This is a genomic window from Sulfidibacter corallicola (assembly GCF_017498545.1).
Lineage (GTDB): Bacteria > Acidobacteriota > Holophagae > Acanthopleuribacterales > Acanthopleuribacteraceae > Sulfidibacter > Sulfidibacter corallicola.
This window is the reverse complement of the sequence record NZ_CP071793.1, coordinates 1,933,300-1,950,533: the sequence shown is the minus strand read 5'-3', so window position 1 is coordinate 1,950,533 and position 17,234 is coordinate 1,933,300. Positions and strand designations below refer to the sequence as shown.

Annotated in this window: 10 protein-coding genes and 1 pseudogene; 5 read left to right on the top strand and 6 right to left on the bottom strand. The window is 58.8% G+C overall.

The genetic code is table 11. The features are described 5' to 3' along the window. Positions 1 to 433 precede the first annotated feature (433 nt). Complete coding sequence (locus tag J3U87_RS05625; protein WP_237382054.1) at positions 434 to 823, top strand: BlaI/MecI/CopY family transcriptional regulator; 390 nt, start codon at positions 434 to 436, stop codon at positions 821 to 823. Further along, positions 820 to 4,146 carry a M56 family metallopeptidase gene (locus tag J3U87_RS05620; RefSeq protein WP_237382053.1) on the top strand — a complete coding sequence of 1,109 codons (3,327 nt, stop codon included), beginning with the start codon at positions 820 to 822 and terminating at the stop codon, positions 4,144 to 4,146. The genes J3U87_RS05625 and J3U87_RS05620 overlap by 4 nt, the downstream gene beginning before the upstream one ends. Positions 4,147 to 5,389: 1,243 nt before the next feature. On the opposite strand, the gene J3U87_RS05615 is transcribed toward J3U87_RS05620, so the two are convergent. The 6 genes and pseudogenes from J3U87_RS05615 to J3U87_RS05595 all read right to left on the bottom strand — a co-directional run bounded on the left by J3U87_RS05615 (position 5,390) and on the right by J3U87_RS05595 (position 13,346). Further along, positions 5,390 to 6,508: a hypothetical protein gene (locus J3U87_RS05615; RefSeq protein WP_237382052.1), complete on the bottom strand. Its 1,119-nt coding sequence runs from the start codon at positions 6,506 to 6,508 to the stop codon at positions 5,390 to 5,392. A gap of 618 nt (positions 6,509 to 7,126) precedes the next feature. Then, a complete protein-coding gene (locus tag J3U87_RS05610; RefSeq protein WP_237382051.1) occupies positions 7,127 to 8,899 on the bottom strand; it encodes a tetratricopeptide repeat protein in 1,773 nt (590 codons plus the stop codon). Positions 8,900 to 9,406: 507 nt separating this feature from the next. Then, a pseudogene (locus J3U87_RS35215) lies at positions 9,407 to 9,625 on the bottom strand (winged helix-turn-helix domain-containing protein); the annotation flags it as partial. 248 nt (positions 9,626 to 9,873) lie between these two features. Beyond that, the gene (locus tag J3U87_RS05605; RefSeq protein WP_237382050.1) at positions 9,874 to 10,851 is read right to left on the bottom strand and encodes an NHL repeat-containing protein; all 978 of its coding nucleotides are present in this window, start codon (positions 10,849 to 10,851) and stop codon (positions 9,874 to 9,876) included. 283 nt (positions 10,852 to 11,134) lie between these two features. Next, a complete protein-coding gene (locus J3U87_RS05600; protein ID WP_237382049.1) occupies positions 11,135 to 11,356 on the bottom strand; it encodes a hypothetical protein in 222 nt (73 codons plus the stop codon). A gap of 715 nt (positions 11,357 to 12,071) precedes the next feature. After that, on the bottom strand, positions 12,072 to 13,346 hold the full coding sequence (locus J3U87_RS05595) for a hypothetical protein (RefSeq protein WP_237382048.1): 1,275 nt from the start codon (positions 13,344 to 13,346) through the stop codon (positions 12,072 to 12,074). Between the two features lie 468 nt (positions 13,347 to 13,814). Between J3U87_RS05595 and J3U87_RS05590 the strand changes: the two genes are divergently transcribed. The 3 genes from J3U87_RS05590 (at position 13,815) to epmA (ending at position 16,979) form a co-directional block, all read left to right on the top strand. After that, on the top strand, positions 13,815 to 14,996 hold the full coding sequence (locus tag J3U87_RS05590) for a KamA family radical SAM protein (protein WP_237382047.1): 1,182 nt from the start codon (positions 13,815 to 13,817) through the stop codon (positions 14,994 to 14,996). Between the two features lie 193 nt (positions 14,997 to 15,189). Next, positions 15,190 to 15,765, top strand: coding sequence for an elongation factor P (efp, locus tag J3U87_RS05585; RefSeq protein ID WP_237382046.1), 576 nt, complete (start codon positions 15,190 to 15,192; stop codon positions 15,763 to 15,765). Between the two features lie 2 nt (positions 15,766 to 15,767). Next, positions 15,768 to 16,979 (top strand): EF-P lysine aminoacylase EpmA, encoded by a 1,212-nt coding sequence (epmA, locus tag J3U87_RS05580; protein ID WP_237382045.1) that lies wholly within the window; start codon positions 15,768 to 15,770, stop codon positions 16,977 to 16,979. Positions 16,980 to 17,234: the final 255 nt, after the last annotated feature.

Genomic DNA, 17,234 nt, shown 5'->3' with positions numbered 1-17,234 from the left:
AATGCCAAAACGAGGAAAGCCGGAATGCGACCAAAACCGCACCCAGCCAATTCGGCGCTAGGAATACCAGGTCTACAGATCCTTGTAAACATGTGAAAAAAGGCATTTTACAGAGCGGTGACAGGTACCGGTCCAGTTCAACCCTTGCAAAGCAACACAGATATATCAGAAAAACATCAAACCACCACTCATCCAGTTACGACTAAAAAATTACCGACTCGTTACCTACCCGCACCGCTTCCTATCCAGGCCAGCCTAGATCGGTCCTTCCTTAAATACTAATAAATTAGTTGACATCCATCGCGCCGGTCGGTAGATTGATTCTTGCCTACTAATTTATTAGTTTTTCTTTCCTACCTAATAGGGACGCCTCGCGTCCCTTCCTTTCCCCACCGACCTATCGCCAACGGATTCCAATCCCAAGAGGTTCTCCATGCCCCGAAAAAAGCAGGCCACCTTCACAGACGGTGAACTCCGCATCATGGATGTGCTTTGGAACAAAGGTTCCGCCTCGGTCCGAGAAGTGACCGAAGAGCTTTCCCAGAAACAGAAAACTGCCTACACCACCGTCATGACCATGCTCGGCGTTTTGCGCGACAAGGGTTACGTGGCTCACGAGAAGCAGGGCCGCGCTTTCATCTATTTCCCGCTCGTCGACCGCATGCAGGCGCGCCGCACCGCGCTCAGCGACCTTCTCAAACGCTTTTTCGACGGCTCCCCCACCCTCCTGATGCAGAACCTTTTGGATGACGAACGCCTCAACGAACAAGATCTCGCCGCGCTCAAAAACCGCATCGAGCACTTCCAAGGAGACGAGTCATGATCGATTCTATGGGAACCTTCCTCCTCGAACTCGCGGGGCAATCGACAGGCTTTCACTACTTGTTTCATTTCTTGTGGCAGGCCGGTCTGATTTGGCTGGTCGTGCGTTTGACATTGTCGCTCACGCCGCGAATCCAGGCCACCACCCGGGCATCGGTTTGGGTTTTGTCCTTCGTGGCCATCGCCTCGCTGCCCCTGGTGTGGCTGGTACCGCGCCAAACGGAATCGACGGTCACCGCGAGCGTGACGCTCGCCAAGACCGAAGCGCCGCCAAAAAAGGCGCAGCCCGCGCCACGCGAAGCCGAACTGCCGATCGCGATCGAACAAACCCGTTCGCAAAAACCGATTCCCGAGCGATTCACCCAAACCGGTTCGAGTGCCAGGGAACGGAACCTGGGCAAGGCGGTACCGAGTGAACGAGCACCGTTGGAGTCCGCGCATGCCGCCGCATCCGCACCACGGGTGGAGCGGGCCTCGACCGTTTCCCGGAGAGACCCCGCGATGACCCCTGGGCATGAGACGCGCCAAGCCGAAGCACCGGTTGCCGCAGCCGCTCCCTCCAAGGGTTGGAACGCCGCCAAAGCGGCCAATGGTTTCGACGATGTGTTGCTGATGCTGTGGTTGATGATCGCTTCGCTGCTGATGATTCGCCTGGTTCACGCTTTTTGGGCCCTTCACCGCATGAAAAAGATGTCCCACGAAGTCAATGGGCCCCTGGCCGATTGGTTCAGCGACCAGGCCTGGCGCATGGGCATCGAACGCACCGTACGGCTCGCCGAAACCGACGCCCTGGCGCGACCTGTCGCCGCCGGTTTCTTCGAACCGGTGATCTTGCTGCCCATGGGCCTGACTGAGCGGATGGAGCGCAACGAGATCGAAGCGGTGTTGATCCACGAGCTGGCTCACCTGAAACGTGGCGACGACTGGAACAACCTCTTCATCCGCGTGGTTCAGGCGCTGCTCTTCTTCCAGCCGTTCCTTCACATTGCCCGCAGGTACATGGAGCGCGACCGTGAACTGGCCTGCGACGATTGGGTTCTGGATCAACGACAAGGTGACCGCAAGCTCTACGCTTCCGCACTGGTCAAGCTGTTCGAAATGACCCGCAACCAGCATCACAACCTCTTCGCGCTGAGTTCCGTGCGCAAGAAGTCGCATCTGTCCCAGCGAGTCGAACACCTGTTGGCGCGCTCCGGTGTAAACGCCACCCGCGTCGCCAGACTGCCGTTGGCCTTCGCCACCCTGGCGCTGTTGACCGGTCTGGGCAGCCTCGCCTGGGCCCTGCCGCGACCCTACCTCACGCTGCCGGCTTTCAGCCTCGGCGACGCCCTCGTCAAGAAGGACCAACCTGAGCGTAAAGGGACCCGGACAGATGTAGCCACCACGGTCACCCGAGAGACTTCGGGGCCCCGAGCGACACGCCAAACCCGCGTCTTGGTGGGCCCCAGGAAAACGGTCGAACGTTCGGTGCTCGTCGAGGTCAGCGCAAGTCCGTCGCCGCCATCGGCCACGGCCACCGTGACGATTTCACCGGCTCCGCCGGCACAACCGGTCCCCACCCGCGAACCCCGAGTCGAAGTGGCCACGCTGACTTTCTCGCCAGCAGCTCCGGCCAAGCCTCTCAAAGCTCGAACTCCCGAGATCGAAGTCGCGCCGGAAGTCGCCACGACGGTCGAGATCGCCCCCGTCGTGGTCATCGCCCCCAGACCCGCGGTGGAACCGGCCCCCGCCAAGCGTCCCAAACCGGAGCTCCGGCCCGAGCCTGCCGCCGAACCGGAAGTCGCCACCTCCTTTTCCGCTTCGTGGTCCGTTTCTCCGGATCCGGCTCCCGCCGCCACCTCCGAGTACCGCGATCCTTCGTACCGGCACGACAAGGTGAAGATCGTCCAGCTTTCCAAGGCCGAGAAGGTCAAGGAGCAAATCAAAATCAAAAAGGTCTCCAAAGCGCCGAAGCCCACCAAGGCCCACGTGAGTGCCGGATCTACCTATCACATCGAGACCGTGGATGATGGCGTCAAGCGCACCGAGATCCGAACCAAGCGGTTCGAACTCATGTTGAAGGGCGACATCACTTTCAACGAGGACGAAACCGCGATCACGTCCATGGGTTCCGACGCCAAGTTCGTCTACAAGAAACCCAGCAGTGGCCGGGAGCTCAAAATCAAAATCACCCCCGGTCGCGGTGGCTCTCCCAACTACGAGTTGACCCAACGTGGCAAGCGCATCTCCTCCCCCGAGCAGGTGCAGCGATGGCTGGCCGAGAACCTTCCCGACATCATTCGCGAGACCGGGTACGCCGCGGACGAGCGCATCCAACGACGCCTGGCTACCGGCTCCAAGGAACAGGTACGCGCCTATATCGACCGCACCCGAGCCGATTTCGCCCGTCGCTACTACATCGAAGCGTTCTTGGATCACGCCGACATCGACCAGGACGATCTTCGCTGGGTCAAGGAACACGCGGATCGCTTCGACAGCAGCTACCACATCGCCGTCGTCTTCAAGAAGTTGTTGCACCACGCGGATCGCGCCGGCAAATTGGACGAGTTCCCGTTTCCCAGTTGGCAGGCGCTGGAAAGCGATTACCACCAAGCCGAAATCCTTGCCGAAGCCTTGGCCCTGGACGACTTGCCGCCCTTCTTCGCCAAGCGGATCCTCGAAGGCAGCGCCGACCTGAAATCGGACTACCATCAGGCGGAAATCCTGAAGAAGGCCATCAACACCTGGCCGTCGGACCAATTGTTGGACGCGGGCCTGATCGACCAGTTGATCAATCTCGATTCCGACTACCACATGGCCGAAGTCCTGACGCGGCTGCTGAAAGACGCCCAATTGTCACCGGAACAGCAGGCCCAAATGCTGCAGTTGGTGAAGCATGTCGATTCCGATTACCACCGTAGCCAGGTGCTGGAACATTGGCTGGCGCAAAACGAACCCAGCGAGACCTTCTTCGAAGCCAGCCGCTTCATCGATTCCGACCACCACCAGAGTCAGTTGATGCGCATGACGATCGAGACCTACGACGATGACGAGACACAAGGGATGGTGATCGAAACCTTGGATACCATCGACTCCAGCCACCATCAGAAACAGGTGCTCGAGAGCCTTCTGCGGAACGCGCAGATGACCGAAGAAACCCAACGCGAATTCCTGGCTGCCACCGCTCGGGTGGATTCCGATTCCCAGAAGTCCCAGGTCCTGATGAGATTCCTGGACAAGTACGACGCCGACGGCGACCTCCACGAGGCCTTCCTTCAAGCCGCGACCAGCCTCAGTTCCGACTACCAACTGAAGAAAGTCCTGAGTCGCAAAAAGACAAACTAACCGCGCATCGCAATTTCTCGCCATAATTCAGCAACGAATTATTTAGCGAATGCAAGCGAAAAAACTTCCATACCCTTATTTGTCTTCGTTTCCGACGGTCGAGATCTTGGAAACACCGAGATCTCGCCGTTTGAATTGATGAGGAAACCACAAAGAACCTCGGGAGCGCGAGATCTCCTTTTCCACAAGATTCACATGTACCGTAGAACGAAGTCCATTTTTCCATTGAATCCCACCCAAGCATGTGTCATAGGAAGAAAACGCTTTATTTTAAACGTGTTGCCCCCATGCACTCGATTTCTGGCAAACAGGTGTATGGGTAGGCGGCACAAGGGTTCCGCGGTTTTTCCACAGGTTTTTCCTCAAGCTTTTCCGCAGCATTTGTGGAAATAGGATCAGAATTCCGCAAGGTTGAAGTTGAAAATTATCGAGAGGAGAACATCGTTAGTTTTGGTTGCCGCCTTTTTTCGGATTATCGAAAAAATTCAAATCGCAGATCAACGGTTCGACCCACGAACAAAGTACCCAATACACTCCAAACGCGAAGGATCGGTCCTACCTCCCTAAAAGGCGGATCAAACTTCGGGATCAAATACTTCGCCAGCGCGTAAATCTAGGTTCGCCACTTTTTTCCTCGCAACATCGTCAACAAGGGAACGGAGCGGAGAGACCAAAACGGTCATCGAAGGAACCAGGATCGATGGTCGAGCGACAAGGCCGATTCGAAGCCAAGACGGCGAAAACACCTGTCTTCCTACCTTCGCTTTCGCGATCGTGCGGGAGCGAAGGACCGGAACTCGAGGAGTTCCGGTTTTTTTTGCTGACATGGCCCAACACCGCTGTTTCCAGTGGTGTGACACCAAAACGAGCGCGAAACGATCAGGAGCATGTTGGTATTTTGTCAAAATACTCCGTGACCTGTTGAAATGTGGGGATTTTCAAGTCCCAAGGGGTCGATTTCCAATGTTTTCACGACCGCCAACCGAAGCCCCCAATCCCAACATCTTTGTTTTCAACATGTTGCAAAGTTGCACAATTTTGTGTAAAAAGTGCTTTCAGCCCTATGTTTGCAACGCCCTCAGCGGTTTTCCACAACCTTTTCCACAGGTTTTTCCGCAGCTTTTGCGGAAAACGCGGAAAGGATTGTGAGAATCCAACATTCCTCGGTGAATTTCTCGCAATAGACCCACCGACCCCGCCCCGGCGATCCCGGATGACACGGGCGAAACAGGATCGCCATTCGTCACCTGACGGGCTGATTGGCACCAGCAGGGCCGTTTGTCACGCGGCTTAGGAACGAATCCGCCGAATACGCATCGTGGACCTCGCTTACCTTGCCGTTTTCCACAAAGAAAAACTTGCGAACGCTGACGCCGAATCTCTTGTCCAAACCAAGACCCTTCATGGGCAAAATCGGTAGGCCGGTTTTGATCTTCTTGACGTACCGATCGACCCCTTCCGCGGTTAAATCGACAGCCGCGATTCTCAACGTAATGCCGGCCTTTTTGAACGCGTCGTCCATCGATTCCATTTTGCGGATTTTGAGGCCACAGGCAGGGCACCAGGCATTGAACAAATAGACAATGGTGCGGTCGTCGACGCCAATCTTCACGTTCTTGGGCCATTCTTTTCCCAGCCAGGAAAGCGCGACCAGATCCGCTTCGAAATGAGTTGCGTAGTCCGAGCCCTCGGATTGGGTGATCGCGTGCTTCAGCAGCCTCTTGGCACCCGTCCAATCCCGGGTGGCGGAATACTCGGCGAAGAGCCGAGAATTGACGTTGACCTGCCAACCGGGAACGATTCGATCCTCATAACCCTGGACGAAGGTTCGCATCTTCTCGGGGTCACCGGGGTGTAGGTGGCGGGCGAGTGCAAACAAAAGTTCCAGGGATGCGGCCAGGTAGCGCGGGTGTTTCCTGATCCGGTCAAACTCCTCAGCGGTAATTTGAAACGGCTGAAGTTGATCGAGATATGCGTTCAGTTCCGCCTTGGCCAAGATGCGATCGAGCGGGTTTTCGAGGGTCGCGACGTAGGCGTGGGCCTTCCCCTGAAGCGATTGCACATCACGATCGCGGACCAGGTCGCGGTACAACGCCACGCTTTTGTCGCTGATGACCAGGATGTCGGCGTTCCGAATCGACTTGGTGATCGGTGCCGTTTTCTCCCCCTCGGCAACCATGGTGGTTTCGAAGGCCAGGTCCTCGTGGGGGAATCCCGAAATCCAGACGCTGGCCTCGCGATACCCGGGATGACTCGCGTAAATCCAATGCGGGGCGCTGATGGTGTCCAGGTTGAAACTGCCGTCTTTGGATTCGACTTCCCAGGTTTTCGTCGCGGCGTTGTCGGTACGGTAGGTGGTCACGGTAATCGTGCCTTTCTCCGTCCATTCCCCGGACGGCAGAACGAACTTCCCACTGAGGGTTGCGCCAGGCACAAATACCAAAAGTGTCAAAAGTGAAAGCAATGAAAACCTCGCACGAGCGGATAATTATCGATAGAAGATCCTAAAGGGAAAATGCAACCGAGTTCAAGGCCGAAACACCTCGAGACGCATGTCTGGTCGCATTTCAAAATCGCTCTTTTCCGCCAACATGCCCTGGCCGCACCAAGACCAAGGGCTGTCCGGATCACCACGTGCAGCAATCAATCTTCGGTCGATTCATTGGGAAGCCGAGAAGAACCGAAACCAGGAAAGCGGCAAAGCCGGCCATCCGAAAGCGACGTGCAACGACCACAAGGCGCCATCTCCCCGACCCACTTCCTGGGTTCCTTCCTTCATGGTTTCCCGGTAATTTTCACGGGAGTTCCGATCCGCCACCGCTGGTCTCGGAATCCGCGAGCACGCCTCGCCCGCTCGCGATTGGTAGAAACGAGCCCATCAAGTCTTCGAATTCACGCGCCAAGAGAGGCACATCCAGCGCTTCTTTCGGACGTGCCTACGGGTCCTGACCCAGGGTCCACCCATTCGGGTTTGGTTCACTCACTCCATCACGAAGTGGTCTTTCAACAGCGCTTCGAGGGTGGTGCCGTCCATGGCGAGGCTCTTCGACCGCTCCTCCTCCATGTCGTAGGTCGTCATGAAGCGGATTTGGTATTCCACCTTGGCGTTCTCCGAAAGAGCGTAATAGGTCGCGGTGTGAAATTCATTTATTTGGGGCCGCCCCAGGAAAGCCAGGATGCGGTGGATCGGCAGGAATCGGCCGGCCAGGTTGGGAAGGAATTGGCGTTTACTTGAGCGGGCGTACCAGGTTCTTCCACCGAGTTCGACCGGGGTCAGGTTCACCTGGGGCCACACGATCGGATCTCCGTCATCCAGGCTCGAAAGAGCGATCATCAGGAAATAATCCTCCCCCTCGAACAGGGTTGCGGAGGTGGTCATCAGCTCGCGTCCATAGGTCTCCCGGAGGTGAAAATTCCCCAAAAACGTCAGGTCACCGAGTAAGCGGAGGGTGAATTCCGAAACGACGATGCGGTTGGCGCCCTCGACTGTCGGGAACGGTGACCTTTTCAACGAAGGGTCGTCGACAGGGGTCATGGCCGCCAACAGTCGATGGGCGTAAGCTGGGGAGATGTAGCCCTGTTCGGCCAGATGGGTCAGCTCTTCCACGATGGGCATCGCTTCTTCGTCACGGTTTGCCAGCAGGCAGGCCCTGCCCAGTTTGAACAGAACGGCGGGGGAACGGGAGGAGGTGACGGCCGCCTCCCGGTGAACTTGGATGCACTGATCGAATCGTCCCTGCTTCAGGTAGACAAAGCCTTTTCGAAGCAGGGCGGGAAGGTAATTGGGGGCCAGGGCAAGGGCCAGGTCCGCATGTTCCAAGCTCTTTTCCCGTTGATCCGCAAGGTCGTAGACGTGAGCGACCAGGTACTGGACCCGAGCCGAGTCCGGTTGGCGCTCCAGGGCGATGGTGACCTGCTCGATGGCTTCGGCCGACCGGCCCCGCGAGGCAAGGTAGGCACCGTACCTCAAGTAGCCTTCGAGGTCATTTGGATCGGCCGCCAATCCACGGTGGAAGGACTGGACAGCCGCTTCCCGGGCTCCGGACAAAAGCAAGTGGGTGCCCTTGACGATGTGCAGCCTGGAAAATCCGGGCGCCAGGTCAAACCCATCGTTCAAAGCGGCTTCGGCAGCCGCGATCGGGGCTTCGATCCCCTCGACCGCCACTGCGCTCAAATAAGCGTCCGCCAGACAGGCGAACGCGATCACATACCCCGGATCCAGCTCCGTCGCCTTATGGAAATATTCGATACTTTGAATATAACCCCTTTCGGTGTGGCGCTCGTAGTGAACCAACCCCTTTTCAAAGGCTTCCCAAGCCTCCTGATTCATCGCGCAGGCCGCTGCCCGGGATTCCAGGTTGGGTGAGGGAAAGAGCCCCGTCAGGAACTCCAGGATCACCGCACCGGAGATCTGTTGAAAACGTGCCGGACCCGCGCCATCGGCAATGGTAAAGGTTCGCGAGAACACGTCGACATTGCCGCGCAATTCGACGAGTCGGATCACCACGACATCCTGGTGGGGCTCGGAGCGGATGCGGCCGCTCAAGACATGGGTCAACCCCAGTCGAGCGGGGGCTTCCTCCGAAAGCGGAACATCGGACCCGGCATCGTGGATGGGCATCGACGCCTGTAGGCGAATCTTTTCGTGCCTCGATGCCAATCGGGTCAGGCGACGCAACAGTTCCTCAGCGAGACGGTGGCGTACCCGATCCGTGGCGGCGCCGTCCACGGCATGCATGGGCGACAAGCTCACCACGACCTCCGGTTGCGCCTCGATCGAATGGGCGCGAGATGGGTTGGCGTGATTGGGTTGAGACGCCTTCGGACGCATCGGTACATCACGGTTGGGCACCGGCCGAGAAAAGATTCTCCAACCGGCCAGGATCGTCAGCAACAAGATGGGCGCCAGGATCCAACGGCCCGATCTCGATTTGCTGGTCGAAAGGGACGACGGAGCGGTTTCCGACAGGACAGGAGGCTCGGGGACGATCGCCCCAGCCGGAGACGGGCCGGATGAGGCCTCCGCGGGTGGCGCACCCGTCGCCAAGATCATCGAAGGATCGGCCGGTCGCGCTCGTCCGGCTGATGTCGCGCAGGGAGAAGGTCGAGCCGAACCATCCGTCGGGAGAGAATCCGCATCGCCCCTCGATGACTGGACCGTGGTGGAAGGAGCGCTACGCTCGAGTTGGTCGGATTGGGAATCCCGTCGGCGAGAATCGACAGCGTCTTCATGGATCACCGGTGCGAGGAACCTGTAACCTCGGCGCGGGACCGTCGCCACGAAACGAGGATTGTTGGCGGCATCACCCAAAGCTTCACGCAACTTTTTGATGGCGGTATTGAGGCTCAAGTTCACTTCGATATGGGTGTCGTCCGGCCATAGCGCGCACCGTAATTGTTCGCGGGTCACCAGATCCGGAGCATAGGTCACCAAGACCTTCAGCGCTGCCAGTGGTTTTTCCTGGATTTTGATCTTCATTCCGTTTTTATATAATTCGCCCATTCGAAAATCGGCTCGAAACAAACCGAAACGAACAGAACCGGGCTCTGATTCGGATGGCACCATGGTCTTCTCCTCTCTGGCGAAGACCATTTTAACGAAATGAATGTAGTTGTCATGCACTTGAGCATTTTCAATTGACGAGGCGATACTCTTGCTGTTCCAATCTCTGCATATTCGAGATGCCGTGAATTGACGGCCGTTGCACCGAAGGAGAGGCGCGGGGATCAATACAGGCGCTGAAGGTAGTCTTCGCCTTGTTCCGGTGTGTGAAACACGTATATTTCCCTGCTGTTCCCGACTGGTTCCAAATGCTTTCCGTCTACAAAGACGCGCCGCAGGAATTCACCGCGTTTGGAGAAATAGTCCCAAAAAAACTGATTGCCGCCGGGGTGCCGCACGGTGCCTTCGCGATTGGCGGCCAATTCCACCAAGAACCCTTCCGGCGTTTCCATCACGCCGTTGACGATGCTGTGCAGGTTGGTATCTCGGCGCAACGGCGTGAAGTCTTCCACCGATTGCTCCAAGATCACGGTGAGGGTCTCGTTGAATGCCAACGAGGCCGAGGGACGTTCGAAAACGTGGATCCGATAGTGGGTGTCAGCCAGGTTCAACCTTGGCTGCCACACGAAGTATTTCCCGTTTTGGAGAAAACAACGTTTCTTTTCATGAAAATGAGGGCTTTCCGGATCTTCGAAATAGGAGCCGGCGATCCGCCAGTCATCGTCCAGTTGGAGTTCGACGAGCAGGGTGGGTTCCCATCCCAGCCTTGCCAGGAAAAAACCCTCGTGCCCGTTTGGGACGTGCCCGTTTGGGACGTTCCCGTTTGCGTGCCCGTTTGGGACACCCTGAATGATCGTGGGCGCGAGGCTTGCCGGCAAGGGCGGCAATCTGCGTTTCAAAAGCTGGAGTCGATGGTCGAAAACGAGAACCGTGCGCTTATTGGCCCGGACAAAGATTTCGTCGCCGCGAATCCCAAGGACCTGGGGTCTTTGCAGGTCGTAGGGGCCTTCGCCCTCGCGGTCGTATTCCGCCACTTTCCTGCCATCGGGTGCGATCAACAGCAGTCGGTTTTCGCCGTTGTCTACGATCAGGATATTTTGGCGCACCTTGAACAGCAGGCATTGCCTCACGGAAAAAACGGAAAGGGAATCCAATTCGATTTTGGGGTATTGGGAGCACAGGAAGAGCATGGCCAGAATCATGAAAACCTCTCTCGATCAAGTTTGATCGGCATGAGAAAGGCGAGCCGCAGGTGGACTGCGGCTCGCGCATCGAGCGGCGTCGATCGAAATCCAATCGAGCGCCATGGGTGCGAAAACCCTAAGTGGGCGATTTTCGGTGGGGCAGGGGTCCAGCCGAACTCACGCGCTTCACGTCAACATGGGAGCCGAGGGGCGATCGTTCGGTCGCCTCCACCCAAATCGCGTACGTTGGAACCCAAAGTGTGCGATTCGAGTGGATGCAATCGTGCAAGGTGGCTCGTGCTCAATCCCGGATTTCGCACCCGATCAAACATCCAATCCCACATGCATTCAACATATCAGGGTCATTGCGATAAAGATCCATACAAGCTTTGATGCAGTTTGTCACGCAGGCGGGATCTGCTTGCGCGGCCTTGCTTTGACTGGTCGCGGCCTGGGCACTGAAGGCAAAGGGCAGGACCATGGAAAAGGCGAGGAGCAATAAGGTGAATCTGATTTTTTTCATGATTTTTCTCCATTTTGGTAATGAGATTGTCGCTTCCCGTTCAGGGACGGTTGGGCCCGACGGGAAGTGAGTTGCCGGTTGAATGGGTGGTCCGCTGGAACAACTCAAGCCTTCCCGATCGACATGTCCTCTGGGACCTGTCCCGGGAAAGGCGCATCGGGTTTCGACGGCCTCAATCGGCTGTGCCAATCGACAGCCGCCGGTCCGTGGCTCCATGAAGTCGGCCAAGCGGGGATGCGCATGGGAAGACACGAAAACAATGCGATCCCTGGTTTGAAGCACTGCCAAACAGATGAAGTTGCATCAACCGGATGGGAATGCTTCGCCGAGGCGCATCAACAGGCTATCGTCGATCAGGCCGATCGGGAAGTGGACTCGAGGTGACCTGTCAATGAAGCGGGTGTGATCCGCTAAGCTTTTTACTTTCAAATGATTGCGCAGCAGTATGAACACAACGCCAAGGCTCGAAAGTTGGGCGTGCCCGATTCCATGGATTCCGGACGGTCATGCCCATCCGAATCCGGATTGCCCGACTGCAAATTTGGCGAGGTGTTCGAAACCGATCGGAACGATGCCCGGTTTGAACCGGTCCCATTCGGGAAAAAAATCACCATCGATTCGTTCGGCGACACCTCGCATCATCGCCTCCATCCGAATCGCACGCTTCAGGTTGAAAAGTAACCGACCGCCAGGTCCAGATAATTTTTCAGGGCGCTCACTCTTCGCCCGCTCGCTCCCGGTAGAAACGATCCATCAAGTCTTCGAATTCGCGCTTCAGGAGGGGCACCCAGCGCTTCTTGCGGACGCGTATGCGGGTCGCTTCGTCGCCGATGGTGAAACTGGTGATGTGCCGGCCCTCCCCGTTGAAGACGTGGCAGCGGCCGCGTTCGCCGCGCAGGACGAAGGAATCTTTCTTGGTGTCGCGGAACATGTGGTTGAACTTGGCGCGTTCCAAATCGGCCATGGCCTTGTCCACCGGACGTTGCTCCACCCGGCGGACCTGGGCGTGGCGCGTGCGGCGCTTGGACTGGCGGTGGCCCTGCTGTACGTCCGCCGCGAGGGTACGCAGAATGTCCGGCACGCGCCGCATGCAGCGACGGGCCTCGTTGCCGCGGCCCGCACTGCGCAGCCGCGTCACCTCGGCCTCCAGGCCCTTCAACGACTCGGTCGCCTTGCGAGCGGCGCGTTCGAGCCAACCGAACCGCTCGAAGACGATGTCTTCGATCTTCGCGTCGCCCCGCCAGAACAGGGTGTTGAGGTCGAGACAGGAATGCCCGGAAAGCGCCCGCGTTTCCACCGCCTGATAGGTCACGGCGAGGCGTTGGCGCTCGTCCGGCGAATCGCGATCGACCCAGCTCAGGTAGCCGACGACCACCTGCCCCAGCAACGCATAGGTTTTGGAACCGCGCCCGAAACTGGACAACTGGCGCTCGCGCAACTCGCGACCGGAAACCTGACGGGTCAGAATGCGGGGCTGGCTGTCGAACAATTCGCCCACCCGCTCGTCCTTCAAGTCCAAGAGGAATTGGGCCATCTCGGCCCAACGCGGGCAACCCACCGGATCGTACCCGTCGAACACTTCCAACGGCGATCGCGGTAGCGCGTGCTCGCATTCGCTTTCACCGCATTGGAAGCAGTAGATCCGCCCCTGGGTGAATTGGCCGACGCGCGCTTCGAGGCGCTCGAACTGCTGGACCAACTGCCCCACCAGGTCGGGCTCGAACTGGACCTGCCAGTCCCGGCTCGGATCGACCCGAAGCTTGATGTCCAACTCCCAGGGCTCTTCGCTGTGACGGGCCCGGCCGAAGCGATCGGCGTACAGATCGCGGACCAGTGCCCGCAACGCATCGCCGGCGGCGCGGGTGTGGCCCTCGAAGGGTTCCGCTGCCGGGGGCGATTCGCGTTTCGGCGGTGCCGATGCAGGCCGGCGTGGCGCACCCGTTGCGAGAGGTCTCGATTCGGCCGATCCCGATTTCGATCCAACCTTCATGGCAACCTCCCCAACGTCTTCATTTTTTAGCTCGGCCGGTGGTGGCACCCAACACCGGTCGCGACGATCACCCGCCCAACCTACGCCCGACGACGGCACCCGCCTCGTCGACCCGCGGGGATCGAAAGCCCGCCCTGAAAACCACCGGCAACACCGATCGCCACACCCTCGTCGTGGGGCGTCGATCCACGGCGCAGTCTGCCGGAAAAGACGTTTCCAAGGATCCGACTCAAAGAATATTCTAGCCCGAGCGGTGTCGATTCGATGCCATTATTGATTCGCTCTCACGATTTCAGCCGCGCCACCCCCTCGGCTGCAAGGGTTAGGCGCGTTGACAGAGAGCGAACCACGCAGGGTTCGGGATGTCGGCTCATGCAGCGAAGCCCCGTATCCTGGAAAGCTTTGGCGCCATGACCGAGATCGCGTACAATGGGCGCCCAGCAAGGCCGTCTCGCCAAGGGTTTCAGTATGCCATCTCCCGCCCGATCGATCCTTTCCCAAACCGTTCCGACCACAACCGAGGAACGGACACCGCGCGATACTTCGGGTGACGCGCTCGGCCGACCGATGGAAGAGGACGGGCACTCGCCGAAGAAGGATCCGAGATCGTCGGAACCGGTACCCCACGGGTTCGCCTCCCGGGTGCGCATCGCCGAGGACCTCGATGTCGACCCGGCGCTGCTGGATCGGGCGCGCCGCCGATTTCCGGTGCAGTGGCCCAAGTACTACCTGGATCTGGCCGTCCGACACGGCAACGACGGACCCGTCGCGCGTCTCGGCAAACCCGATCCCAGCGAATTGATCGAAGACCCCGGCGACATTGCCGATCCGATTTCGGATCAGGCCAAGCGGCCGGTGCCCTTCGTCGTGCAGAAACACCCGGATCGCGTCATCATCCTGACCACCAAAAAATGCCATTTCTACTGTCGTTTCTGTTTCCGTCGCGAGGAGCCCGTCGCCAAGGCGATGGAACCCGACGACGCCGATTGGGCGCGCATTTTCGCCTTTCTCGAAGCCCATCCCGCGATCGAAGAACCGATTCTTTCCGGCGGCGATCCGCTGACGCTCTCCAACCGGCAGTTGTTCGCGTTGCGCGACCGCTTCGCCCGGATCCCAAGCGTCAAACGCTGGCGCATCCATACCCGCGCGCCGGTCCACTATCCTGCCCGCGTGGACGAAACCCTGGTCGCCGGCCTCGGCCAGGACTTGCCGTTGCGCGTCGTGACCCATTTCAATCATCCCCACGAAATCACCGAGGAGAGCCATCGTATCGCGCGGCTGTTCGCGCGCCACGGCATCGAACTGAAAAACCAGACGGTCCTGTTGGCCGGCATCAACGACGACCCCCTCACCCAGGAACGGCTCTGGCGCGAGCTGTGGCACCTGGGCATCCGCCCCCATTACATCCACCACCCCGACCGCGTCGCGGGCAACGCCATGTTCCGGGTCCGGATCGATCGCGGGCGCGAGATCTTCGCGCGGCTCGGCGCATCGCTGGCCGATCTTCCCCAGGCCCTGCCCCGCTACGTCATCGACCTGCCCGACGGCAGCGGCAAGGTCCCTGTTCCCGATTTGGAGCGGTTGGACAGCCACCGCTACCGCTACCGCCATCCCGACGGGCACCTCTCCCACTATCGCGATGTGCGCTGAAGTGACACCAGATCGGCGTCGAGGGCATTCCGGCGTAGGAATCGCGTGGCATTTTTGTTAATCTACTTTTTTGATTTTGAGATTTGGCGGTCTTCAACGGATACAAAGCGGTATCTTCGTCACGACCGCACCCGAGGGGTCACGCCCCAATCCCGCCGCTTTGTAAAACTACACGAATAAGGGTTCATTCATAATGATCAAAACGGATCAGTTCAGAAAGCGTTTGAAAATCGAAATCGACGGCGAACCATACGTCATGGTGGACGTGGATTTCGTGCGTCCCGGCAAGGGTCAGGGTTTCGTGCGCACCAAGCTCAAGAATTTGATGTCCGGTTCCACGGTCGAGCGCACCTTCAAAAGCAACGAGACCGCAAAGCCGGCCTCGGTGAGCGACAACGACATGCAGTTCCTCTACGACGACGGAACCGAGTTCACCTTCATGAACATGCAGACCTACGACCAGGTCGCCATCACCCGCGAAACGCTGGGCGATGCGGTGAACTACCTCTACGAGAACATGATCGTCAGCGTCTCCTTCTTCAACGAGATGCCGATCGGCGTCGAGGTCCCGAATTTCGTGGAGCTGGAAATCACCGAGTGCGAACCCGGCATCAAGGGCAACTCGGCCACCAACACGATGAAGCCGGCCATCGTCAGCTCGGGCTATCGCCTGAACGTGCCGCTCTTCGTGGATCAGAACGAGTGGATTCGCATCGATACCCGCACCGGGGACTACGTGGAACGCTGCAAACGCCCAGAAGGCCGCTGATCTTGCCCGAATGGATAGGTACCTTTAAAAGCCGCATCTCGATTGCGGCTTTTTTTGAATCCGGACACGGCACGGTCGCCGGTCTTCTGGAGTGGTCGAACGAGGGAGAGGCCCACCTTCACGACACCAGCGCCACCCTGGAATTGGCACCGGAATGGGTGGCCGATTTGGCTTCCGACATCCGCTATTGGGCCGCCTTCCATTTCGGTCGAGACGGCACCCGGCGCCTCTATTGTCGCCCCATCGCGGCTCGGGGCGAAACGGAGCGACACCTGCGATATCGCGAGCGCTACCTGCGGCGCTGGCGCATCCACCAGGAGATCCGGCGCTGGTTCCTGAACGCGGGCTTCCTGGAAACCGACACCCCCGTACGGGTGCCTTGCCCGGGCATGGAACCGTACCTGGATACCTTCGCGGCGGGCGATCGATTCCTGCGCACTTCGCCCGAGCTGCACATGAAACGGCTGCTGGCCGCCGGCTTCGACCCGATCTTTCAAATCGCCCCCTGCTTTCGCGCCGGCGACAAAGGCACCCAACACCGCGAAGAGTTCCTGATGCTCGAGTGGTATCGGCTCTTCGCCGATCTGGGTCACCTGGTCGACGACCTGGGCAGCCTGCTGACCCACCTGGCGCCACTTTCCACGGATCCAGAATATTTCCGACGCCCACCCAAAATCGTACGCAGCGTCTCCCTGTTCCGCGAATACCTGGGCCTGAACCTGACCGATCACACCGATCCGGCGCCGCTGCGCGCCTGTCTCGAACACAAAGGCATGAGTTGGGATCCCGAAGACGATTGGGACACGCTCTACTTTCTGTTATTCCTTAATTTCATCGAGCCGAAGCTGGGCCTGGACGCGCCCACCATCGTCACGGACTACCCGGCATCCCAAGCGGCCCTGGCCAAAAAAGCGCCGCAACGCCCCGGCGAACTGCCGACCTGTTATCGGTTCGAGCTGTACGTGCACGGCGGCATCGAATTGGCCAACGCATTCTACGAACTGACCGATGCCGACGAACAGCGGGCTCGATTCGAAGCCGATCGCGCCCATCGCGCCGCATTGGACAAGGTAGTCTACGCTTGCGACGAAGATTTCCTGGCAGCGCTGGCCGGCGGATTGCCGCCCGCCGCGGGCATCGCCCTCGGCGTCGACCGCCTGACGGCAGCCTTGCTGGGAGAACGCGCCCTGGCGCCGATCCTCCCCTTCGGTTAGGCGCTCCGCGGCGACACTCGGTCGCATCCTAGATCCGGTAATTCCTCCGGCTGGTGAGCACCGATTCACCGTTTCGGCCCGGGAGACGGCGCCACATCTTCCGAACCGACGAAGCACATCCGTCACCCATTCGGTAAACCTATTGTTTACAGCATTTTTCGCTTTCAAATCCAGGTGCCATCCGCCAAAACTCTTCAGAAATGCGGGCTAGCAACTTGCGGCCGAATGATCTAGAATTTTCAAGTACCCGGATCA